This is a genomic window from Klebsiella sp. WP3-W18-ESBL-02 (assembly GCF_014168815.1).
Classification (GTDB): domain Bacteria; phylum Pseudomonadota; class Gammaproteobacteria; order Enterobacterales; family Enterobacteriaceae; genus Kluyvera; species Kluyvera ascorbata_B.
Genome location: NZ_AP021972.1, coordinates 624,025 through 645,743, shown reverse-complemented (window position 1 = coordinate 645,743; position 21,719 = coordinate 624,025). Strand labels below are relative to the sequence as shown.

The following is a 21,719-nucleotide window of genomic DNA, read 5'->3' as shown; positions in this document are numbered from 1 at the left end:
GGATATCGTGCTCGAAAGAATCAAAGTGTGCTTCACTGAAAGCATCCAGACCCAAATTGCGGCGGCGGAAGCGCTCCCGGACGCTATCTCCCGAGCAGCGATGACCCTGGTACAATCGCTGCTGAACGGCAACAAAATTCTCTGTTGTGGTAACGGTTCATCCGCGGCCAACGCACAGCATTTTGCGGCCTGCATGATTAACCGTTATGAAACCGAGCGTCCCGGTTTACCCGCGATTGCACTTAATACTGATAACGTGGTCTTAACGGCAATCGCCAACGATCGTCTGCATGATGAAATTTATGCCAAGCAGGTACGCGCGCTGGGCCACGCCGGGGACGTTCTGCTGGCGATTTCCACGCGCGGTAACAGTCGCGATATTGTGAAAGCGGTCGAAGCCGCGGTGACCCGCGATATGACCATCGTGGCCCTGACCGGCTACGACGGCGGCGAGCTGGCGGGCCTGCTGGGCCAGCAGGATGTGGAAATTCGCATCCCGTCGCATCGCAGCGCGCGCATCCAGGAGATGCACATGCTCACGGTTAACTGCCTGTGCGATTTAATTGATAACACCCTTTTCCCACACCAGGACGACTAAGGAGAACACATGAAGGTAATTTCGACCCTCGCGGTCCTTATTTCCGCACTGCTGCTCCAGGGATGCATTGCAGCCGCCGTTGTCGGCACCGCTGCAGTGGGGACCAAAGCCGCAACTGACCCGCGAACGGTGGGGACTCAGGTCGATGACAGCACGCTGGAGCTTCGCGTGAACAGCGCTCTGTCAAAAGACGAGCAGATTAAAAAAGAAGCGCGCATTAACGTGACGGCTTATCAGGGCAAAGTCCTGCTGACCGGCCAGGCGCCGGACCTCAGCCTCGCCACCCGGGCGAAGCAGATTGCGGTGGGCGTCGATGGCGCGACCGAGGTGTTTAACGAAGTGCGCCAGGGCCAGCCGATTAGCCTGGGGACCTCGTCGTCCGATACCTGGATCACCACTAAAGTACGTTCGCAGCTGTTAACCAGCGATCAGGTCAAATCGTCCAACGTGAAGGCCACCACCGAGAATGGAGAAGTGTTCCTGATGGGCCTGGTGACCGACCGCGAAGGGAAAGCAGCGGCTGACATCGCCAGCCGCGTGAGCGGCGTGAAGCGCGTCACCACCGCATTTACCTACATTCAGTAATCCGTACGTTCGCCCGGTAGGTTCACTGCCGGGCAGTTTCTCTGAGCTGGCGTGACGTCAGAATCGTTACCGGTGATGTCCCCGGATTCTTCGCCATTTTCAGCATCGCTTTCGCCACATCCTGAGCAGCAATGGATTTCCAGTTCCCCGGTAGCAGGCTGAACAACGGTGCCAGCAGGCGCTCGTTTAAGCGCGGCGCGCGGCGTTCGCCCAGCAGCATCGAAGGACGCACAATCGTCAATCGCGGCCAGCCTTGTTCAATTAAGGCCGACTCCATTTCACCCTTCACGCGATTGTAGAAAAACGGTGAATGGGCGTTAGCCCCCATCGCGCTCACCACCAGCATTTGCTTTGCGCCCAAGCGTAAACCGGTTTGTGCGGTCTCCAGCACCAGATCGTAGTCAACGTGGGTGAACGCGGCTTTTGAACCTGCGTCGCGTATCGTCGTGCCAAGACAGCAAAAGACGATATCGATCGGTGAGTCTATCTGCGCCAGCGCGGCGCTGAGATCCGGATGATGCGGATTATCGATGCCGAAGACATCCTCCAGCGGATGGCGCGTAGGTGCGACGATGGATTCAACCTGCGACGCCCGGCGAAGTAAGTTAAGTAAGTGCCCACCAACAAGGCCGGTGGCACCGGTAATGAGGACGTGGTGCATGAGGGTCTCCCTATTTCCCTGGAATCGAATAGTTCACCGTTTGTAGTTTGTAGGCATGATAAGCGCAGCGCCATCAGGCAATACGGTGCACATTGCCGGATGGCGGCGTAACCGCCTTATCCGGCCTACAAACTACGCCTGTGCCGATGTAACCATATCAATTTATAGGCTGCCGGAATGATAAACAACGACAGCAGCGGCGCAGTGATCATCCCCCCTATCATCGGCGCGGCGATGCGGCTCATCACCTCAGATCCTGCGCCTGTCCCCCATAGTATGGGCAATAACCCGGCAATAATCACGGCAACCGTCATCGCCTTTGGCCGCACGCGCAGCACCGCCCCATGGTACAACGCGTCGTCCAGCCCTTGCTCGGTAAAAGTTTGCGGGCGCTGCAGTTTAGGGTCGGCCTCGACGGCGTGGCGCAGATACATCAACATCACCACGCCAAACTCTGCCGCCACCCCTGCCAGGGCGATAAACCCGGTGCCGGTCGCTACCGACATATGGAACCCTTGCCAGTACAAGAACCAGATACCGCCCACCAGTGCAAACGGCAGGCTCATCAGGATCAGCATCGCCTCTTCTACCCGCCGGAATGCCAGATAGAGCAGAATGAAGATAATCATTACCGTCATCGGCACCATCAGCTTAAGCTTTTTATTCGCGTGCTCCAGCAGTTCAAACTGGCCGGAAAACGCCACGCTGGTCCCCGGTTTGAGGGTGACCTGCTGGCTAATCGCCGTTTGCAGGTCATGCACCACAGACACCATATCGCGGCCGCGGGCGTCGATGTAAATCCAACTGGTGGGACGCGCATTTTCCGTTTTCAGCATCGTTGGCCCGGAAACCACCTTCACCTGCGCCACATCACCCAGCGTAATCTGCTGCTTTGCCGGCGTCAGAATCGGCAGCTGGCGCAGCGCCGTTGGGCCATCGCGGAAGCCCTGCGGATAACGAATATTAATCGGGTAGCGTGCCACGCCCTCCACGGTCTCCCCCACCGTCGTGCCGCCGATCGCCGATGAGACGAACAGCTGTACATCGCCAACGGTCATGCCGTAACGGGCCGCTTTCTGCCGGTCGATATCCACATCAATATAGCGCCCACCTTCCAGCCGCTCTGCCAGCGCAGAGACGACCCCGGGCACGGTTTTCGCCACGGTTTCAATACGCTGCGCCACGTCATCGATATCCGCCAGCGACGTGCCCGACACTTTGATACCAATGGGACTTTTAATGCCGGTAGAGAGCATATCGATACGGTTACGAATCGGTGGCACCCACAGGTTCGCCAGGCCCGGCAGGCGCACGGTGGCGTCCAGTTCATCAATGATTTTGTCGAGCGTCATCCCCGGGCGCCATTGATCCTGCGGCTTGAGCTGGATGGTGGTTTCAATCATCTCCAGCGGCGCGGAGTCGGTCGCCGTTTCCGCTTTTCCCGACTTGCCAAACACCGATGCCACCTCCGGTACCGTCTTTATCAGCTTATCAGTCTGCTGTAGCAGCACCGCCGCCTGGCCCGGAGAAATGCCCGGCAGCGTGGAGGGCATGTAGAGCAGATCGCCTTCGTTAATTTTCGGCAGAAACTCGCCGCCCACCTTGCTAAGCGGCCAGAGCACGGTCAACATCGACAGCAGCGCGACCACCAGCGTCAGCTTTGGCCAGCGCAATACATTCAGCAGCAGCGGATGATACAAGGCTATCAGCACGCGGTTCAGCGGATTGCGCGACTCTGCCGGGATCCGGCCTTTGATCCAGAACCCCATCAGGATAGGGATCACCACGATCGCCAGCGCCGCAGCCCCGCCCATGGCGTAGGTTTTGGTAAACGCCAGCGGGCCAAACAGCCGCCCCTCCTGCCCTTCGAGGGTAAAGATCGGGATAAACGACAGAGTGATGATCAGCAGGCTGATAAACAGCGCCGGCCCGACTTCGACCGCCGCGTCGGTAATCTCTTTCCAGCGCGTGGCGTTATCCATCTGCACGTTGGGATGCGCTTCCTGCCAGTGCTCCAGCCGCTTGTGGGCGTTTTCGATCATCACGATCGCCGCGTCCACCATCGCCCCAACCGCAATCGCAATACCGCCGAGCGACATGATATTGGCATTCAGCCCCTGGAAGTGCATGACGATAAAGGCAATGCACAGCCCCAGCGGCAACGAGACAATGGCCACCAGCGCCGAACGGACGTGCCAGAGGAATAGCGCACACACGACCGCCACAACGATAAATTCCTCAATCAGCTTGCCGCGCAGATTGTCAATTGCCCGGTCAATCAGCTGGCTACGGTCGTAGGTGGTCACCACCTCAACGCCATCAGGCAGGCTTTTTTGCAGCGCGGCCAGCTTGTCTTTCACCGCCGTAATCACTTCTCGGGCGTTCTTGCCCGAACGCAGCAGGACAACGCCGCCCGCCACTTCGCCTTCACCGTTTAGTTCGGCAATACCACGACGCATTTCCGGACCGATCTGCACGCGCGCCACATCCTGCAGATACACCGGTACGCCGTCGGTACCCGCCTTCAAAACGATATGGTTAAAGTCTGCCAGGCTCTTCAGGTATCCGGTTGCGCGAACCATGTATTCGGCTTCGGCAATCTCTACTGATGAACCGCCCGCCTCCTGGTTAGACGTGCTGAGCGCCTGTTTGACGTCGCTGAGGCTGATGCCGTATTGGGCGAGCTTCATCGGGTCGACCTGCACCTGATACTGTTTTACCACGCCGCCGATTGACGCCACTTCGGCAACGTTAGGGATCGTTTTCAGCTCGTACTTCAGGAACCAGTCCTGTAACGATCGCAGCGCGGCCAGATCGTGCTTACCGCTTTTGTCCACCAGCGCGTACTCAAAGATCCAACCGACGCCGGTCGCATCAGGGCCAATCTCCGAGCTGACGCCCTGCGGCAGTTTCCCCTGCACCTGGTTGAGGTACTCCAGCACGCGCGAGCGCGCCCAGTACAAATCCGTCCCGTCTTCAAAGATGACGTACACGTAAGAGGCCCCAAACTGCGAGAAGCCGCGGACAGTCTTCGCCCCCGGGACCGAAAGCATGGTGGTCGTCAGCGGATAAGTCACCTGGTTTTCCACAATCTGCGGCGCCTGCCCTGGATAGTTAGTTTTAACGATAACCTGTACATCCGAGAGGTCCGGCAGCGCATCCACTGGCGTATTCAGTATGGTCCAGCCTCCCCAGAGGCTTAAAAACAGCACGCCCATCATGACCAGGAAACGGTTTGCCACCGAGCGCCGGATTATCCATTCAATCATTACCGCCTCCTGAGTGCCCGGCGTGGGCGTCGGCGGCGCGGCGCATACGGTCTAACGCGCCGCTGATGTTCGCTTCAGAGTCAATCAGGAACAGGCCGTTGAGGACCACCGACTCCCCCTCGACCAGACCACCGGCAATCCCCGTCTGCTGCCGGGATTCGTGCAGCACCTGGATTGTCTTCGGGATAAATTCACCGTCCGGGCCAACGGTAATGACCCGCTGCTCGTCACCGGTATCAATCACCGCCTGCGAGGGGATGAGCAGCATCTCATCGCTTTGGCTTTGCAGTTTCAGCGAGGCATTCATGCCGGGCTTAAGCAGCCCATCGCGGTTATTGACCTGCAAACGTACCTGTACGGTACGCGTCGTCGGATCGACGCTCGGCAGTACCGACCACGTCTGGATAGGGAAAGTTTTATCCGGATAAGCAGGGATCGCGATGCGGAACTGGGCGGCATTCTTCAGTTGCCAGGCCATCGACTCCGGTACGGCGGCGCTGATCCAGACCGGGTCCATGCCCTGGATTTGTGCCACCACGTTGTCTTTGGCGATATTCATGCCGCTTTTCAGGCTAAAGGCGGTCAGCACGCCATCAATTGGTGCGGTGAGCGTAAAGCGCGTCTGCACCCGGCGAGTGGCACGCATACGCTGGATGTCTGCCTCCGGCATCCCCGCCAGCCGCAGGCGCTCGAGCACGCCATCCAGCTGAGTTAGCGTTCCGCCCGAGTTCGCCAGCAGCAGGTATTCACTCTGCGCCTCGACCCACGATGGGATAGTGACCTCGACTAAGGGCGCGCCCTTGTGGACCGTATCCCCCACCGTCAGCGGATAAACCTTTTCGATAAAGCCTTCCGCACGCGCCTGTACAATCACAAACTGGTACTCGTTATAGCTGACGTTAGCCGGGAGCGTCTGGCTGTCGCTCAGCCGCCCCTTGCTGACCGCCACGGTGCGTAGCCCTAAGTTGTGCACCTGAGTAGGGTCGATGCGTACGCCATTCGCGGAGGCCTCACCGCCCTCGTCGGCGTACTTTGCCACCAGATCCATATCCATGAACGGAGACTTACCCGGTTTATCAAAGCGGACATCCGGCTTCATCGGATCGTACCAGTAGAGCACCTTACGCTCGGCTGGCTGCGCATGGGCATGTTCCGCCGGGGTCGACAGGTGGCCCATCATCACCACGGCTATTCCGCCGACTATCAGGCTACAGACGATCGTCACGGCGTATTTGAATTGTGCGTTGGTCATAGCGTTCAGCGCGTCTTAATGTCCTGAAGAAGGGAAATATTTCCCTGTTGGATAAAGCTGAAATCCACCTGGCTACCCGCTTTAAGCTGCTCGATTGCCGCCGTCGGTTCAGCGTAGGTAAAACGCATGGTCATCGCCGGCCAGCCGATTGCCGCAATCGCATCGTGCGCAATGGTGATTTTCTTCGCCTGTCGATCAATTAACTTCACAATCCCGGTTCCCTGAATAACCGTGGGTTGCGCATTCATCGTCGTCATGGATCCATGACCGTCATGCTGCATTTCTGTCGCCTGAACGTTCATCGTCATAACCATAAAAATACCGCCAAGCAGAGTGGTAAAGTGACGCATATTTAAGACTCCTGAATAAGTTTTATGCTTTCCAGCCGCCGCCAAGGGCGGTGAATAAATTGATTTCGTTAACCTGTTGGGAATAAATTAAATCGAGAATGGCTTGCTGCGTGGTGAATATTGAGCGCTCAGCATCGAGCACCTCGATATAGCTCACCGCACCGCTGGCATATAAACCACGTGCGCGTTGTAGGGTGATTTGCAGCGAGGATAAATAACGCCGCTGGGCCGCCAGCTGCCCCTGAATACTGTCGCGCAGCGAGAGTGCGTCGGCCACATCCTTAAACGCCGCCTGAATTTTTTGCTCATAGGCCACCACGGCCTGACGCTGCTTCACGTTTGCCAGCGCCAGATTGGCTTCATTACGCCCGGCGTTGAAAATGGGCAGATCAACCTTCGGCACAAAGCTCCACATACCGCTTGCTGCGTTAAACAGGCTGGAGAGCGCCGAGCTGCTGGTTGAGACACCGCTGGTTAGGGTGATGGAGGGGAAAAATGCCGCACGCGCCACGCCAATATTGGCATCAGCGGCACGCAGCTGGTGCTCCGCCGCCATGATGTCCGGGCGCTGAAGCAGAATCGCTGACGGCAGGTTTGCTGGCAGCACCAGCGGGTTCACCGCCTCACTTTGCGCGCTATCGCTTAGCGGCGTGCTGTAGGTACCCAGCAGTTGCTGCAGTAAATGGCCGGCCTGCGCCAGCTCGCCTTCACGCTTAGCGATGTCCGCACGGGTGCTTTCTATCACGCCGCGCGCCTGTTCCAGAGCCAGCACATTGGTACTGCCGGTGACCAACTGCTGTTCAACAAAACCGTACGACTGCTGATAGTTACGCAGCGTCTCTTTGGCGATCGCCAGCTGTGCGGCCAGCCGACGCTGGTTGAAATAGGCCTGCGAAACGCTGGTCACCAGGGTAATTTGCGCGGCGCGCTGGGCCGCCTGACTGGCGAAGAGGTTCTGCCTGTCAGCTTCGCTCATGTTTTTCAGCTTGCCGAAAAAGTCGAGCTCATAGCTCAGGTTCAACCCGGTCGCGTAGCCTTTATCGGTGGGGTTATTGTCCTGCAGGTCGCCTTTATAGCTGGCGTCCGCAGTGCCATCCAGCTGCGGATAACGCCCGGCGTCGGTGACCTGATACTGCGCGCGCGCGGCCTCAACGTTGAGTACCGCCATACGTAAGTCACGGTTGTTACGCAGCGCAATGTCAATCAGCCGCTTTGCCTGCGGATCGGCGAAAAACGATTGCCAGCCGGTCTCCTGCCAGCGGGTGCCGGTTGGCACCAGCGCTCCCGAAGACAGCGAGAATTGCTCGGGCACGGTATTTTCCGGCTGTTGATAGTCCGGCGCCAGCGAGACGCACCCGGCCAGAAACAACGCCATCAGCAGCGTCAGCGGTTTTACTTTCAACATGTCACGTCCTGTATGGCCAAGGAAAAGGGCTGGCCTGGCAATTACCTTACGGGAGCGACTCTGTTTGCAGCCTGACAGGATAATGACAAAGTTGTCATTTAAGGCCTGAGATAACGTGATCCGCACAGCGAAAAGTCGTGCAGAAAAAATAAATTAGCTTTTACGAACATAAAAAAAGGGAATATCGGTGGAAAGAAATTAACCGCGATCACATTTATTCAATAATATGCCAGATTGCTCACAAATTAACGTCTGAATGACAAATAAGTATTTTTATTAAAAAAAAGCAAGATAACTTTTTCAAGAGGTTATATTTCCCCGAAAGAATTCTCTGCATTTTCTCTGTGAGACGCACCGCATAACGATACGATATTTACCGGTTAGCCATAATAGAACATTGTTTCATACAAATAGCGCTCCTATCATCACTTTCGTTTTCCTTTTCAGCAATCCTTACCTCTGTTCAGGGATGAAAATAATACCTATCGCAAAACCGGAGTCTCTCTATGAAATTCAGAACAAAAGCGCTTGGTTTAGCCTTGTTATGTGCCCTTTCACAAAATGCCTTCAGCGAACAGCTCGACGTCTGGATACGCGCCAGCAATGATTCAAAAGTGATTTACCAAAAACTCGCCGACCAGTTCCAGAAAGAGACAGGGATATCCATCAAGTACTTCAACGCCGTCACCGACTTTGACCAGCGACTGGCGCGCGCGGCAACCGGCAACGCGCTGCCGGACGTGGTTTTCAACGACGCCATTATTGTCGGCCAGATGGTGCAGCTAGGTATCGTCGATGAAATCAAACCCGGCGAACTGAAAGGCGGCGGCGATGTTTACGAGACGGCGTGGAAATCCGCACAGCTCCCGGACGGTAAGTACTACGGCGTCCCAACGTCGGCGCATACCTATGCGCTGTTTATCCGCCAGGATTGGCTCAACAAGCTTAACCTCAAGGCCCCCACCAATTGGGATGAACTGAAAAACGTGGCGCAGGCGTTCACCCGCAACGATCCTGACGGTAACGGTAAGAATGATACCTACGGCTTTACCATGCCGCTATCGACCACCCGCGGCTATGCCAGCTCATTTTCATCTTCCTATCTGTGGCAGGCGGGCGGTAATTATCTGGTTGCCACCCAGCCGGGAAAATTTAAGGCCGCGCTCAACGGCCAGGAAGCGGTCGCCGCCATGACATTTATGCGAAGCATGGTTTGCGAAGGGCTTGCACAGCCGGGCGCGATTAATCACACCACTGCCGATGCGAACACGGCCTTCCGTTCCGGACAAAGCGGGATGTACTCCTCCGGCCCGTACCATATTGCCCTGTTTGATAAAGATCCGGGTAAAGCGACCTATACCGTAGTCCCCCCGCCGGCGGGCCCCGGCGGCGCAGCGTCGATGGCCGAAGGCACCACGGCATTCCTGATGAAAACCAGCCAGCGCAAAGCGGCGGCTAAAAAATTCCTCGAGTTTTTAATTTCACCAGAAGGCCAGAAGATCGGTATGGCGATCGACAGTACCTCGATGCCGATCGTCCGCCTGCCGATCAATAAAACGCTGAACATCAAGGATTACCATGACGATCCGCGCTGGGAAGTGTTTGCGGAAACCTACGCGAAGGAAGGGCGCTACATGCCGCAGATCCCAAACTGGATCCCGGTAAGGCAGATCACCGCCGACGGTTTTAACAAAATTTATGCCGATTGCGAGGGCGATATTCCGGCGGTACTCAAGACGCTCAACGACAAGGTCAACGAGGAGCTGAAACGGCAGAACGCGTGGGCGGAGTAATACCAACGCTTGTAGGCCTGATAAGCGTAGCGCCATCGGGCTGCCTGGCTCAGGCTGCCCGATGGCGGCGTCACTGCTCTGCGGACTACAGGTAACATCAGGACGGGCTTTTTTCTTCCGTCACTCCTTACACCTCATTAGAATGGCCCCATCACACAGCAGCGACGGAGGACGCGTGAAAATTCTGGTGGTAGAAGACGAAGTCAAAACCGGGCAGTACCTGTGCAAGGGGCTGACGGAAGCAGGCTTCGTGGTGGATCACGCCGACAATGGCCTCAACGGCTATCATCTGGCCATGACCGCCGATTACGATCTGATTGTGCTGGATATCATGCTGCCGGACGTTAACGGCTGGGATATCGTGCGCATGCTGCGCGCCGCCAATAAAGGGATGCCGATTCTGCTGCTCACCGCGCTGGGCACAATTGAGCAACGGGTGAAGGGGCTGGAACTGGGTGCCGACGATTATCTGGTCAAGCCGTTCGCCTTTGCCGAACTGCTGGCGCGCGTGCGCACTCTGCTGCGGCGCGGCGCGGCCGCCATTGTCGAAAGTCAGTTTCAGGTGGCCGACCTTACGCTCGATCTGGTCTCGCGCAAAGTCACCCGCGGCGATACCCGCATCACGCTAACCAGTAAAGAGTTTACGCTCCTGGAGTTCTTTCTCCGCCATCAGGGAGAAGTGCTGCCCCGCTCGCTCATTGCTTCACAGGTCTGGGATATGAACTTCGACAGCGACACCAACGTTATCGACGTCGCCGTCAAACGTCTGCGTGCCAGAATTGATAACGACTTCTCGCCCAAACTGATTCAGACCGTACGCGGCGTGGGCTACGTGCTTGAGGTTCGGGATGAAGGCTAGCCTGCGCCGCCCGTTCTCGCTGGCAACGCGTCTGACCTTTTTTATCAGCCTGGCCACCGTCATCGCCTTTGCCGCCTTCACCGGCATCATGCTGCACTCGGTGGAGCAACACTTCGCTGAGCAGGATGTCAGCGACCTGAAGCAAGTCAACGCGACGCTGAACGCGCTGCTGACCGCACCTGATACCTCAGAAGCGGAGAAGCTCGCGAATATTAACAATGTGCTGGCGGGCTATCGCAACACCGCCGTGCTGCTCGCCACGCCGGATAACGCCCATCTCTACCACTCACCGGGCGGGCCGGATCTGTCGCCGATTCTCACCAGCGATCGTTTCACTCGTGAACGTCAGTCCGGGCAAATGTTCCGCTGGACCGGCAGCGCGATGCGTCCGATGGCAGAACATGCCGTGAGCGCTCAGCACCCCACAACCTATCGGGTCATCGCCTCCACCCTCCAGGCAAAGGATCGGACCTACACCCTGCTGACCGCGCTGTCGATCGACTTTCATCTGCATTATCTCGATGCGCTAAAACGCAACCTGATGATGATTGCTGCCGTCATCAGCCTGTTGATTATCGTGATCGTGCTGATCGCCGTGCGCAAGGGCCACCAGCCGCTGCGCGACGTCAGCCATGAGATTAAAAGTATTACCTCAGAAAATCTCGACGTGCGGCTGGATCCGTCCAGGGTGCCGATCGAACTGGAACAGCTGGTGATGTCGTTCAACCAGATGATCGGCCGGATCGAAGATGTATTCCGTCGACAGGCCAACTTCTCGGCCGATATCGCCCATGAAATCCGCACGCCGATTACCAATCTGCTGACTCAAACCGAAATAGCGCTCAGCCAGCCGCGAACGGTCAAGGAGCTGGAAGACGTGCTGTACTCCAGCCTCGAAGAGTACAACCGGATGGCGAAGATGGTCAGCGATATGCTATTTCTGGCGCAGGCCGATGAAAATCTGCTGATCCCCGAGCGTGTACCGCTGGATCTGCAAAGTGAAACGATGAAGGTATTTGAGTTCTTTGAAGCCTGGGCGGAAGAACGTGAAGTGACGCTGAGGTTTGCAGGGCAGCCGTCGTTGATATCGGGCGATCCGCTTATGATTCGCCGGGTGATCAACAACTTGCTCTCCAATGCTATCCGTTACACTCCGCGTGGAATGTCGGTCACCGTACAGGTCAGCGAGAAAGGCGGCTGGGTGGAGTACTGTGTCGAGAATCCCGGTACGCCGATTGCGGCAGAGCATCTGCCGCGTTTGTTCGATCGTTTTTACCGGGTCGATCCGTCGCGCCAGCGGAAAGGGGAAAACAGCGGGATTGGTCTGGCGATCGTAAAATCGATCGTACTGGCGCATCGCGGGAAAATTGGCGTGACCTCCGATACCGTCGCCACGCGCTTTACGCTGGAGCTGCCGCGGCTTTAGTCGCGCAGCCAGTGTAGTTTTTTGCCGAAGCCAAGGGTATTGTCGGTAAACTTTAGCTCGTCGAGACGTAGCTCCCATACCGGGGCAGAGAGCATGCGGGCCACCGGGAAGCGACGGACGTATAGCGCGCGCTTCTCATCGGCCTCTTCGCCCTCAAGCAGACGAATTTGCCCTTTAAACTGCACGCCGCGAATCAGCGCCACCGTTTTCGGCTGGCCGTTGACCGTCCCGGCCACCGAGGCCTGTTTGCCGGTCATCTGGCCATGGCGGGTGGTTTCTTCGCTCAGCAGATAAAACGCCACCCTCTGCGGGTCGTAGACGTAGAACGCATTGGCACACCACAGCTCGCCCTCATTCGCTACGCACCAGCCTACGACATGTTGTTTCGACAGCCAGCGGCTGATGGTTGCCAGCGTTTCCATCTGTTCTCTCCGATATGCTATGGTGCGCTCACCTACACAGACAGGTTGGCACACGTGCGTTGGTTTCTTTATCTTGTCCGCACCGAGGACGACAAATTGTACACCGGTATCACCACCGATGTTGAACGGCGATTTCACCAGCATCAGAGCGGTAAAGGCGCGAAGGCGCTGCGCGGCAAAGGCGCGCTGCGGCTGGCATTTTCCGGTGAAGTGGGCGAGCACTCGCTGGCACTACGCCTGGAGTACCGCATTAAACAGCTAACGAAGCGCCAGAAAGAGCGCCTCGTCGCAGGTGACGGTTCGTTTGAAACGTTACTGGACAGCCTTAGAAACGGTTAAAGTGGTCAGAGTATTCCACCAGGCCGTGCACGCCGTTTAACGCATCGTCGGCCAGACGGTGCACCATAAACGCTTCTTCGGTCCCCGGCCAACGACAGCGCAGATCGTACTGGGACGCCCGTTCGAAGCCGAAGCGCCCGTACAGCGCCGGATCGCCAAGCGTGACGACCGCCGCATAGCCGAACTCGTTGAGTGAATCCAGACCTTCATAGACCATCTGACGCGCCAGACCCTGGCCGCGATAGGCTTCATCGACCGCCAGCGGAGCCAGACCGACCCACTGTAGCTCTTCGCCTTCGATGCTGACCGGGCTAAATGCCACATAGCCCACCACATGGCCTTCATCATCCGTAGCCACCAGGCCCAGCGTGATCAGACCGTCTTCGCGCAGCTCGCGTACCAGATTGGCTTCGCCGTCACGGTTGAAGGTCCGACGCAGCAGCGCGTCGATGCCAGGGGCATCAATTCCAATTTCTACTCGAATCAGCATGGCTCACCTACCGATGTATGTTTAGTTTCTGATGGTGATTTTAGGCCAGCTTCAACGAAATCAGCCAGCTGCATCAGCATCACGCGCAGCGCTTTTGGCATCTGCTCAAGCTCGATAGCATCCATCAGATTTTTGACATAAAGACCCAGCTCCGTGTCGCCTTCAATCACCAGCCGACGCTGGAAAAAGAGCGTATCCGGGTCCTGTTTACGCGCGGCGATCATCAGCAAATCGCTGGCGTCCGCGCTAAAGCTCACGTCTGCCTGGGCAGCATCGCTCACGATAAGACGTTCATTCTCAACGGAGGTGAACCATTTCAGGCCAATATCACGCACCTCAATGCTTAACCAGCGGCCGTCGAGAAAATCCAGTTCGCCATCGTTTAGCGCCTGGCGGAACTGCCAGCTTAACACCTGTTGTAGCACCTGACGCTTAAGCGCGAACGGCGTCAATTTTACCGGAACGCTCATTAAAGTCGGAGCAACATGAACCAGACGTGAACGCAGTTTATCCAACACAAGCTTTACTCCCTGAATGCAATAGTTCCGTTATTTTGCCATATCAGATAAACGACATAGCGGCGTAAATCAACAATTATGTCGTGAGACAGAGGGATTATTGGCGCAATCAATACGCTTTTGTCTGCCTCAAATCAAAAATGATTAGCGATAGGTTAACTAAAATCCCCATTCATTAACAATAATGCGCCCTGCTGGGCCGCTAACTCAGGAAGAATTATGGAGTTGCTCTGCCCTGCCGGAAACCTCCCGGCGCTAAAAGCGGCTATCGAAAACGGCGCGGATGCGGTGTACATCGGGCTGAAAGACGATACCAACGCCCGCCATTTCGCTGGTCTGAACTTTACCGAAAAGAAATTGCAGGAAGCCGTCAGCTTCGTGCATCAACACGGCCGTAAGCTGCATATCGCCATCAACACCTTCGCGCACCCGGACGGCTACGTGCGCTGGCAGCGCGCCGTAGACATGGCCGCCCAGTTGGGTGCCGATGCGCTGATCCTTGCCGACCTCGCCATGCTTGAGTATGCCGCAGAGCGCTACCCGCATATTGAGCGCCATGTCTCCGTTCAGGCATCCGCGACGAACGAAGAGGCGATTCAGTTCTATCATCGCAACTTTGACGTTGCCCGCGTAGTGCTGCCGCGTGTGCTGTCGATTCACCAGGTGAAACAGCTGGCTCGCGTCACGCCGGTGCCGCTGGAAGTGTTCGCCTTCGGCAGTCTGTGCATTATGGCCGAAGGCCGCTGCTACCTCTCGTCTTATTTAACCGGCGAGTCGCCGAACACCGTGGGTGCCTGTTCACCGGCCCGCTACGTACGCTGGCAGCAAACGCCGCAGGGGCTGGAGTCACGGCTTAACGAAGTGTTGATTGACCGCTATCAGGACGGCGAAAACGCCGGATACCCAACGTTGTGCAAAGGCCGCTATCTGGTAGACGGCGAGCGCTATCACGCGTTGGAAGAGCCCACCAGCCTTAACACGCTGGAGCTGCTGCCGGAACTGCTGGCCGCGAACATCGCCTCGGTGAAAATTGAAGGCCGCCAGCGCAGCCCGGCGTACGTTAGCCAGGTGGCCAAAGTCTGGCGTCAGGCGATCGACCGCTGTATGGCCGATCCGCAGAACTTCGTTCCGCAGGCCGCGTGGATGGAAACCCTCGGCTCGATGTCCGAAGGCACCCAGACCACGCTCGGCGCGTATCACCGTAAATGGCAGTAGGAATTCCCATGAAATATTCATTAGGGCCGGTGCTTTACTACTGGTCAAAAGAGACGCTGGAAGATTTCTACCAGCAGGCCGCCATCAGCAACGCCGACACCATTTATCTGGGTGAAGCCGTATGCAGCAAACGCCGCGCCACCAAAGTGGGCGACTGGCTGGATATGGCCAAATCGCTGGCCGGTAGCGGTAAACAGGTGGTGCTCTCCACCCTCGCGCTGGTCCAGGCATCGTCCGAGCTGGGCGAGCTCAAGCGCTATGTTGAGAACGGTGACTTCCTCGTTGAAGCCAGCGATTTGGGCGTGGTTAACCTGTGCGCTGAGCGTAAGCTACCGTTCGTCGCCGGCCATGCGCTGAACTGCTATAACGCGGTCACCCTGCGCCTGTTGCAAAAGCAGGGCATGGTTCGCTGGTGCATGCCGGTTGAGCTCTCGCGCGATTGGCTGGTAAACCTGCTCAATCAGTGTGAAGAGCTGGGCATCCGCGATAAGTTTGAAGTGGAAGTGCTGAGCTACGGTCACCTGCCGCTGGCCTATTCCGCCCGCTGCTTTACCGCGCGCTCAGAAGATAAGCCAAAAGATGAGTGCGAGACCTGCTGCATCAAGTACCCTAACGGGCGCAGCATGCTGTCGCAGGAGAATCAGCAGGTGTTCGTGCTGAACGGTATTCAGACTATGAGCGGCTACGTTTACAACCTCGGCAACGAACTGACATCGATGCACGGACTGGTTGATATGGTGCGTCTGTCGCCGATGGGCAATGAGACCTTCGCCATGCTTGACGCCTTCCGCGCTAACGAAAATGGCGCAGCCCCGCTGCCGCTGACCGCCAACAGCGACTGCAACGGCTACTGGAAGCGTCTGGCCGGGCTGGAGCTACAGGCCTGATAAAACCGCTCACTTTGTTAACAACTGTCGTCAGATTTTAATGCATTATTAAAGATGCAGCTTTTCTGGCCGGGTGACCCCGGCGGGAACAAGACCTTCAATCTGATGACTATGCTGTAGCAAAGTGAGCCTTTATGACTGACAAAACCGTTGCCTTCTCGGTGCTCGACCTCGCGCCGATCCCTCAGGGCTCCTCCGCGCGAGAAGCCTTCTCCCATTCTCTCGATCTCGCACAGCTCGCTGAAAAGCGCGGCTATCACCGCTATTGGCTGGCAGAACACCACAATATGGTCGGTATCGCCAGTGCGGCAACTTCGGTACTGATTGGCTATCTCGCCGCCCACACGACTACGCTACATCTGGGTTCAGGCGGCGTGATGCTACCTAACCACTCACCGCTGGTGATTGCCGAACAGTTCGGGACGCTGAATACGCTGTATCCGGGACGTATCGATCTCGGCCTTGGCCGCGCGCCGGGTAGCGACCAGCCGACGATGCGCGCGCTGCGTCGTCATATGAGCGGGGATATCGATAACTTCCCGCGCGACGTGGCGGAACTGGTGGACTGGTTTGATGCGGCCGATCCTAACCCACAGGTGCGCCCGGTACCGGGCTATGGCGAGAAAATACCGGTGTGGCTGTTAGGCTCAAGCCTGTACGGTGCGCAGCTGGCGGCACAGCTTGGCCTACCGTTTGCCTTCGCCTCGCACTTTGCACCGGATATGCTGTTCCAGGCCTTGCACCTCTACCGCACTCACTTCCAGCCGTCAGCGCGGCTCGAGAAACCGTATGCAATGGTGTGCATTAATATTATCGCCGCCGACAGCAACCGCGATGCCGAATTCCTCTTCACTTCTATGCAGCAGGCCTTCACCAAACTGCGCCGTGGTGAAACCGGGCAGTTGCCACCGCCGGTGCAGCAAATGGAACATTTCTGGACGCCGTCGGAAAAATACGGTGTCGATCAGGCGCTGCGGATGTCACTGGTAGGCGATAAAGCGAAGGTGCGCCACGGGCTGGAGTCGATTCTGCGGGAAACACAGGCGGATGAGATTATGGTTAACGGCCAGATTTTCGATCACCAGGCGCGGCTGCATTCGTTTGGGTTGGCGATGGATGTGAAGCGGGAACTGTTGGGGTAGTGTGGTTTGTGCCGGATGGCGGCTGCGCCTTATCCGGCCTACACAAGAATGTAGGCCCGGTAAGCGTAGCGCCACCGGGCGAATGCCTTACTGATAAACCGGCAGCAGGTTAAAGCTCGACAGCACATGCACCAGCGCGTTACCCACGCCAAACACCAGAATCAGCGCTATCATCGGCTTGCCGCCCCAGACGCGGAATTTCGGGCTACCGAAGCGTTTACGGGATTTGCGCGCCAGCAGCGCCGGAACAATTGCCGCCCAGATCGTTGCCGCCAACCCTGCGTAACCAATGGCGTACAGGAAACCGTTCGGCCACAGCAGGCCGCCGATAATCGGTGGCAGGAAGGTCAGCAGCGCCGTTTTGAAGCGACCCAGCGCAGAATCATCAAATTTGAACAGATCCGCCAGATAGTCAAACAGGCCTAGCGTCACCCCGAGGAATGAACTCGCCACCGCAAAGTTGGAGAACACTACCAGCAGCAGATCCAGGCCACGGCTATTGAGCACGCCGCTCAGCGCCTGTACCAGCACATCAATGTTACCGCCCTTCTGCGCAATACCGATAAATTCCGGACGCGGGATGTTGCCCATCGTCCCCAGTAGCCATACGGTGTAGAGCACCAGCGCCAGCAGCGTGCCGTACACCAGGCATTTCACGATGGTCTTCGGATCTTTGCCGTAGTACTTCATCAGGCTCGGCACGTTGCCGTGATAGCCAAAGGAGGCCAGACAGAACGGCAGCGTCATCAGCAGATAAGGCGTATAGCTGGCGTGACTCTCAGCAACGTTAAACAGCGTCGCGGGCGTAACATGTCCCATCAGGCTACCGAAGGTCAGGAAGAAGGTGATCACCTTCGCGCCCAGCACAATCGCGGTCATACGGCTCACCGCTTTGGTGCTCAGCCACACCACAAAGGCCACCAGCAGCGCGAAGCCAACGCCCGCCGCACGCGCCGGGACGTTTAGCGACATCTCAGAGAACGTGTGGTGCAGAATCGACCCGCTCGCTGAAATATAGGCGTAGGTCAGAATATAGAGCACGAAGGCGATGGAGATACCGTTCACCACGTTCCAGCCTTTACCCAGCAGATCCCTGGTGATGGTGTCGAAGCTGGAGCCAATGCGATAGTTCAGGTTAGCTTCCAGAATCATCAGCCCGGAATGCAGCATGCAGAACCAGGTAAACACCAGCGCCGCCATTGACCAGAAGAACCACGCACCGGACATCACCACCGGCAGAGAAAACATCCCCGCACCAATGATTGTGCCGCCGATGATCACCACGCCGCCAAGCAGCGAAGGTGACGTTTGGGTGGTGGTTAGTGTCGCCATACAGCCTTTTCTCCAGTGTATTATTTTGCTACTGCATTTTAATGTGTTGCACTGTACCAGTACATGAGTACAAAAGGAATAAAAAAAGCCCCAATCGTCACGATCGGGGCTGTATATTTTACTTTACGCTTTTAAGCCGTTGGGCTTATGCGTCACCGCCGAAACGACGACGGCCTGCGGAGTCATCACGACGCGGCGCAGCAGCATCATCACGACGCGGAGCACGGCTGCCTTCACGACGTTCGCCGCTGAAACGACGACCATCACCACGACCGCCTTCACGACGCTCGCCGCCGAAGCCACGACCGCCTTCACGACGTTCGCCACCGAAGCTACGACCGCCTTCGCGACGTTCGCCGCCGAAGCTACGACCGCTGCGCTCTGGACGAGGCTGCGCGTCGCCGATCAGCTGCATGTTCATCGGTTTGTTCAGGATGCGGGTACGAGTAAAGTGCTGCAGTACTTCGCCAGGCATGCCTTTTGGCAGTTCGATAGTAGAGTGGGTACCGAACAGCTTGATGTTACCGATGTAACGGCTGCTGATGTCGCCTTCGTTCGCGATAGCGCCAACGATGTGACGAACTTCAACGCCATCATCACGACCCACTTCAATGCGATACAGTTCCATATCGCCAACGTCACGACGTTCGCGTTTAGGACGATCTTCGCCACCACGCTCATTACGATCGCGCGGACCACGGTCGTTGCGGTCACGACGTTCGAAACGATCGTCACGGTCACGGAACTCACGCTTAGGACGCATTGGCGCATCGGGTGGAACGATCAGAGAACGTTCGCCCTGTGCCATTTTCAGCAGCGCAGCGGCCAGCGTTTCAACGTCCAGCTCTTCGCCTTCCGCGGTCGGCTGGATTTGCGCCAGCAGTGCACGGTACTGATCCAGATCGCTGCTTTCCAGCTGCTGCTGTACTTTCGCGGCGAATTTTTCCAGACGGCGTTTGCCCAGCAGTTCTGCGTTCGGCAGCTCAACTTCTGGAATGGTCAGCTTCATCGTGCGTTCGATGTTGCGCAGCAGACGACGTTCGCGGTTCTCAACGAACAGCAGCGCACGGCCAGCACGACCCGCACGACCGGTACGACCGATACGGTGAACGTAAGACTCGGAGTCCATCGGGATGTCGTAGTTAACGACCAGGCTGATACGCTCAACGTCCAGGCCACGGGCCGCAACGTCGGTCGCGATCAGGATGTCCAGACGACCGTCTTTCAGACGATCCAGAGTCTGTTCACGCAGAGACTGGTTCATGTCGCCGTTCAGCGCGGCGCTGTTATAGCCGCTGCGTTCCAGCGCTTCAGCCACTTCCAGGGTCGCGTTTTTGGTACGTACGAAGATAATCGCCGCATCAAAATCTTCCGCTTCCAGGAAACGTACCAGCGCTTCGTTTTTGCGCATGCCGTACACGGACCAGTAGCTCTGGCTGATGTCCGGACGCGTAGTGACGCTGGACTGAATGCGCACTTCCTGCGGCTCTTTCATAAAGCGACGGGTAATACGACGGATAGCTTCCGGCATGGTTGCAGAGAACAGCGCGGTCTGATGACCTTCTGGAATCTGCGCCATAATGGTTTCAACGTCTTCGATAAAGCCCATGCGCAGCATTTCATCTGCTTCGTCCAGCACCAGGCCGCTCAGTTTGGAGAGGTCCAGGGTGCCGCGCTTCAGGTGGTCCAGCAGACGACCCGGGGTACCGACAACGATTTGCGGCCCTTGACGCAGGGCGCGCAGCTGCACGTCATAACGCTGGCCGCCGTACAGGGCAACCACGTTTACGCCGCGCATATGTTTAGAGAAGTCCGTCATGGCTTCAGCCACCTGAACCGCCAGTTCGCGGGTCGGGGCCAGCACCAGAATCTGCGGTGCTTTCAGCTCAGGATCGATATTGTTCAGCAGCGGCAGAGAGAACGCTGCGGTTTTACCGCTACCAGTCTGGGCCATGCCCAGCACGTCACGACCAGAAAGCAGGTGCGGGATACACTCTGCCTGGATCGGAGATGGTTTTTCGTAACCCAGATCGTTAAGGGCTTCAAGGATAGGAGCCTTCAGGCCCAGATCTGCAAAAGTGGTTTCGAATTCAGCCATGTAGTACAAGTGCCTCGATATTAATGGCGGCCAGTCTACATAACTCATCATGAAATTGATCTGCAATTTTCATTGAAAAGTGTGAACCGGCTCAAAGTAGGTGTATTAACGAACAACAACGCCCTCACCCGCGAAGGTGATGGCAATCAAAAAAGATTACGGGCTGATGTAGTCGTCAGCTATTGCTGGTCCGATTCTGCCAGGTCATCTTGGTCCTGGCCCAGGAGCGATAATTCCAACAATGCGTATCGGTGCTCAACGTAGTTATGTACGTTGTTGGCAACCGCCAGTTTGAACAGTGCCGTAGCGCTGTCCCTGTCCCCAAGACTTAGGTAATACTTACCTAAATAGAAGTTGGTTTCACTGAGATGCTCAGCGAGCGAGGTGTTATCCGTTGCGTCCGCCTTCAGGCGCTCCATTAACGTTTTTTCGTCAATGTTGCCTAAGTAGAACTCGACAATGTTCCATCCCCATTGCTCTTTATCCGATTTATCGAAGCGTTGCTTCAACGCGACTTTTGCCTGCTTCTCATCGAGCTTCTGCTCGGCAAGATAAAGCCACAGGCTGCGGAAAGGATCATTGGGATCGTCTTGATAAAACGCCAGCAGATCATCTTGCGCTAACTTCGCACGGCCACCGTAATAAAGCGCGATGCCGCGATTCAAGTGCGCATAATTGTAAGTTGGATCAAGCTCAAGTACAGAATCAAACGCTTCATAGGCAGCATCAAAATTGCCTGCCTGCGTTAAATAAATGCCTAAGTAATTGAATACTTCAGGCATATCGGGTCGGATTGCCAGCGCTTGCGAGAAATCGTTGCGCGCTAATGCCCTCAGACCGAGACTATCATACAACACTCCGCGCTCATATAAAAGCTGTGCGCGTTCGTCATCGGTTAAAGCCCGACTGGCAAGTATTTGTTCCATGCGCGCCAGGATTACTTCCTGCTGTAAAGTCGGTTGCAATGGCACCGCGAGGACTTCACTCTTACGCCAGGCAGAGTTGCTGCATCCTGCCAGCGTGAGTGCTGTCGCAACGAAACACCAGCGCAAAAAAGGCTTCATTTCCCACTCCCGAA

General features: G+C 56.7%; 21 protein-coding genes. 9 read left to right on the top strand and 12 right to left on the bottom strand.

Translation table 11 applies throughout. The annotated features are described in order from the left end of the window. Positions 1–7 precede the first annotated feature (7 nt). On the top strand, positions 8–598 hold the full coding sequence (gene diaA, locus H7R56_RS03180; protein WP_064542037.1) for a DnaA initiator-associating protein DiaA: 591 nt from the start codon (positions 8–10) through the stop codon (positions 596–598). Positions 599–607: 9 nt separating this feature from the next. After that, a complete protein-coding gene (gene dolP, locus H7R56_RS03175; RefSeq protein ID WP_106927175.1) occupies positions 608–1,183 on the top strand; it encodes a division/outer membrane stress-associated lipid-binding lipoprotein in 576 nt (191 codons plus the stop codon). A 22-nt stretch (positions 1,184–1,205) separates the two neighbouring features. Here dolP and H7R56_RS03170 read toward each other — a convergent pair whose 3' ends face one another. From H7R56_RS03170 to H7R56_RS03150, 5 genes are all read right to left on the bottom strand, one after another. Further along, positions 1,206–1,844 (bottom strand): NAD(P)H-binding protein, encoded by a 639-nt coding sequence (locus H7R56_RS03170; protein ID WP_106927178.1) that lies wholly within the window; start codon positions 1,842–1,844, stop codon positions 1,206–1,208. 125 nt (positions 1,845–1,969) lie between these two features. Further along, the gene (locus H7R56_RS03165; RefSeq protein ID WP_106927180.1) at positions 1,970–5,113 is read right to left on the bottom strand and encodes a CusA/CzcA family heavy metal efflux RND transporter; all 3,144 of its coding nucleotides are present in this window, start codon (positions 5,111–5,113) and stop codon (positions 1,970–1,972) included. After that, complete coding sequence (locus tag H7R56_RS03160; RefSeq protein ID WP_106927182.1) at positions 5,106–6,365, bottom strand: efflux RND transporter periplasmic adaptor subunit; 1,260 nt, start codon at positions 6,363–6,365, stop codon at positions 5,106–5,108. The genes H7R56_RS03165 and H7R56_RS03160 overlap by 8 nt, the downstream gene beginning before the upstream one ends. A 5-nt stretch (positions 6,366–6,370) precedes the next feature. Next, positions 6,371–6,715 carry a copper-binding protein gene (locus tag H7R56_RS03155; RefSeq protein ID WP_106927183.1) on the bottom strand — a complete coding sequence of 115 codons (345 nt, stop codon included), beginning with the start codon at positions 6,713–6,715 and terminating at the stop codon, positions 6,371–6,373. Positions 6,716–6,737: 22 nt separating this feature from the next. Then, positions 6,738–8,120, bottom strand: a complete 1,383-nt coding sequence (locus tag H7R56_RS03150) for a Cu(I)/Ag(I) efflux RND transporter outer membrane protein (RefSeq protein ID WP_106927185.1) — start codon at positions 8,118–8,120, stop codon at positions 6,738–6,740. A 506-nt stretch (positions 8,121–8,626) separates the two neighbouring features. Between H7R56_RS03150 and H7R56_RS03145 the strand changes: the two genes are divergently transcribed. The 3 genes from H7R56_RS03145 (at position 8,627) to H7R56_RS03135 (ending at position 12,198) form a co-directional block, all read left to right on the top strand. Then, complete coding sequence (locus H7R56_RS03145; protein WP_182928507.1) at positions 8,627–9,913, top strand: ABC transporter substrate-binding protein; 1,287 nt, start codon at positions 8,627–8,629, stop codon at positions 9,911–9,913. Between the two features lie 175 nt (positions 9,914–10,088). After that, positions 10,089–10,772, top strand: coding sequence for a copper/silver response regulator transcription factor (locus tag H7R56_RS03140; RefSeq protein ID WP_106927189.1), 684 nt, complete (start codon positions 10,089–10,091; stop codon positions 10,770–10,772). Further along, the gene (locus H7R56_RS03135; protein WP_106927191.1) at positions 10,762–12,198 is read left to right on the top strand and encodes a Cu(+)/Ag(+) sensor histidine kinase; all 1,437 of its coding nucleotides are present in this window, start codon (positions 10,762–10,764) and stop codon (positions 12,196–12,198) included. Before H7R56_RS03140 ends, H7R56_RS03135 begins: the two co-directional genes overlap by 11 nt. Here H7R56_RS03135 and H7R56_RS03130 read toward each other — a convergent pair. Then, the gene (locus H7R56_RS03130) at positions 12,195–12,620 is read right to left on the bottom strand and encodes a YhbP family protein (protein ID WP_106927193.1); all 426 of its coding nucleotides are present in this window, start codon (positions 12,618–12,620) and stop codon (positions 12,195–12,197) included. The genes H7R56_RS03135 and H7R56_RS03130 overlap by 4 nt on opposite strands. 54 nt (positions 12,621–12,674) lie before the next feature. On the opposite strand from H7R56_RS03130, the gene H7R56_RS03125 reads away from it, so the two are divergent. Then, complete coding sequence (locus tag H7R56_RS03125; RefSeq protein ID WP_106927195.1) at positions 12,675–12,959, top strand: GIY-YIG nuclease family protein; 285 nt, start codon at positions 12,675–12,677, stop codon at positions 12,957–12,959. On the opposite strand, the gene H7R56_RS03120 is transcribed toward H7R56_RS03125, so the two are convergent. Further along, positions 12,946–13,449 carry a GNAT family N-acetyltransferase gene (locus tag H7R56_RS03120; RefSeq protein WP_106927197.1) on the bottom strand — a complete coding sequence of 168 codons (504 nt, stop codon included), beginning with the start codon at positions 13,447–13,449 and terminating at the stop codon, positions 12,946–12,948. The genes H7R56_RS03125 and H7R56_RS03120 overlap by 14 nt on opposite strands. After that, on the bottom strand, positions 13,443–13,967 hold the full coding sequence (ubiT, locus tag H7R56_RS03115) for a ubiquinone anaerobic biosynthesis accessory factor UbiT (protein WP_106927200.1): 525 nt from the start codon (positions 13,965–13,967) through the stop codon (positions 13,443–13,445). Before ubiT ends, H7R56_RS03120 begins: the two co-directional genes overlap by 7 nt. 219 nt (positions 13,968–14,186) lie before the next feature. On the opposite strand from ubiT, the gene ubiU reads away from it, so the two are divergent. The 3 genes from ubiU (at position 14,187) to H7R56_RS03100 (ending at position 17,211) form a co-directional block, all read left to right on the top strand. Then, positions 14,187–15,182 (top strand): ubiquinone anaerobic biosynthesis protein UbiU, encoded by a 996-nt coding sequence (ubiU, locus tag H7R56_RS03110; protein WP_106927202.1) that lies wholly within the window; start codon positions 14,187–14,189, stop codon positions 15,180–15,182. 8 nt (positions 15,183–15,190) lie between these two features. Continuing rightward, entirely contained in the window at positions 15,191–16,069 is an 879-nt protein-coding gene (locus H7R56_RS03105; RefSeq protein ID WP_106927204.1) for a U32 family peptidase, read from the top strand. A 134-nt stretch (positions 16,070–16,203) separates the two neighbouring features. Beyond that, positions 16,204–17,211 (top strand): luciferase-like monooxygenase, encoded by a 1,008-nt coding sequence (locus H7R56_RS03100; protein WP_106927206.1) that lies wholly within the window; start codon positions 16,204–16,206, stop codon positions 17,209–17,211. 87 nt (positions 17,212–17,298) lie between these two features. Here the strand turns inward: H7R56_RS03100 and mtr are convergent, their stop codons facing one another. From mtr to nlpI, 4 genes are all read right to left on the bottom strand, one after another. Then, positions 17,299–18,543: a tryptophan permease gene (mtr, locus tag H7R56_RS03095; RefSeq protein WP_106927208.1), complete on the bottom strand. Its 1,245-nt coding sequence runs from the start codon at positions 18,541–18,543 to the stop codon at positions 17,299–17,301. A 145-nt stretch (positions 18,544–18,688) separates the two neighbouring features. Further along, the gene (locus tag H7R56_RS03090; RefSeq protein WP_182928506.1) at positions 18,689–20,641 is read right to left on the bottom strand and encodes a DEAD/DEAH family ATP-dependent RNA helicase; all 1,953 of its coding nucleotides are present in this window, start codon (positions 20,639–20,641) and stop codon (positions 18,689–18,691) included. Next, positions 20,634–20,714 (bottom strand): protein YrbN, encoded by an 81-nt coding sequence (gene yrbN / locus H7R56_RS03085; protein WP_100249910.1) that lies wholly within the window; start codon positions 20,712–20,714, stop codon positions 20,634–20,636. Before yrbN ends, H7R56_RS03090 begins: the two co-directional genes overlap by 8 nt. A gap of 106 nt (positions 20,715–20,820) precedes the next feature. Continuing rightward, on the bottom strand, positions 20,821–21,705 hold the full coding sequence (nlpI, locus tag H7R56_RS03080) for a lipoprotein NlpI (RefSeq protein WP_106927212.1): 885 nt from the start codon (positions 21,703–21,705) through the stop codon (positions 20,821–20,823). Positions 21,706–21,719: the final 14 nt, after the last annotated feature.

Bases quoted from the DNA above. Each gene is read 5' to 3' on its own strand.
- H7R56_RS03165 (WP_106927180.1), bottom strand. From the start codon at position 5,113: ATGATTGAATGGATAATCCGGCGCTCGGTGGCAAACCGTTTCCTGGTC.
- H7R56_RS03135 (WP_106927191.1), top strand. From the start codon at position 10,762: ATGAAGGCTAGCCTGCGCCGCCCGTTCTCGCTGGCAACGCGTCTGACC.
- H7R56_RS03100 (WP_106927206.1), top strand. From the start codon at position 16,204: ATGACTGACAAAACCGTTGCCTTCTCGGTGCTCGACCTCGCGCCGATC.
- H7R56_RS03170 (WP_106927178.1), bottom strand. From the start codon at position 1,844: ATGCACCACGTCCTCATTACCGGTGCCACCGGCCTTGTTGGTGGGCAC.
- nlpI (WP_106927212.1), bottom strand. From the start codon at position 21,705: ATGAAGCCTTTTTTGCGCTGGTGTTTCGTTGCGACAGCACTCACGCTG.
- H7R56_RS03090 (WP_182928506.1), bottom strand. From the start codon at position 20,641: ATGGCTGAATTCGAAACCACTTTTGCAGATCTGGGCCTGAAGGCTCCT.
- dolP (WP_106927175.1), top strand. From the start codon at position 608: ATGAAGGTAATTTCGACCCTCGCGGTCCTTATTTCCGCACTGCTGCTC.
- mtr (WP_106927208.1), bottom strand. From the start codon at position 18,543: ATGGCGACACTAACCACCACCCAAACGTCACCTTCGCTGCTTGGCGGC.
- H7R56_RS03130 (WP_106927193.1), bottom strand. From the start codon at position 12,620: ATGGAAACGCTGGCAACCATCAGCCGCTGGCTGTCGAAACAACATGTC.
- ubiU (WP_106927202.1), top strand. From the start codon at position 14,187: ATGGAGTTGCTCTGCCCTGCCGGAAACCTCCCGGCGCTAAAAGCGGCT.
- H7R56_RS03105 (WP_106927204.1), top strand. From the start codon at position 15,191: ATGAAATATTCATTAGGGCCGGTGCTTTACTACTGGTCAAAAGAGACG.
- H7R56_RS03150 (WP_106927185.1), bottom strand. From the start codon at position 8,120: ATGTTGAAAGTAAAACCGCTGACGCTGCTGATGGCGTTGTTTCTGGCC.
- H7R56_RS03155 (WP_106927183.1), bottom strand. From the start codon at position 6,715: ATGCGTCACTTTACCACTCTGCTTGGCGGTATTTTTATGGTTATGACG.
- H7R56_RS03145 (WP_182928507.1), top strand. From the start codon at position 8,627: ATGAAATTCAGAACAAAAGCGCTTGGTTTAGCCTTGTTATGTGCCCTT.
- yrbN (WP_100249910.1), bottom strand. From the start codon at position 20,714: ATGAAAATTGCAGATCAATTTCATGATGAGTTATGTAGACTGGCCGCC.
- H7R56_RS03160 (WP_106927182.1), bottom strand. From the start codon at position 6,365: ATGACCAACGCACAATTCAAATACGCCGTGACGATCGTCTGTAGCCTG.
- H7R56_RS03120 (WP_106927197.1), bottom strand. From the start codon at position 13,449: ATGCTGATTCGAGTAGAAATTGGAATTGATGCCCCTGGCATCGACGCG.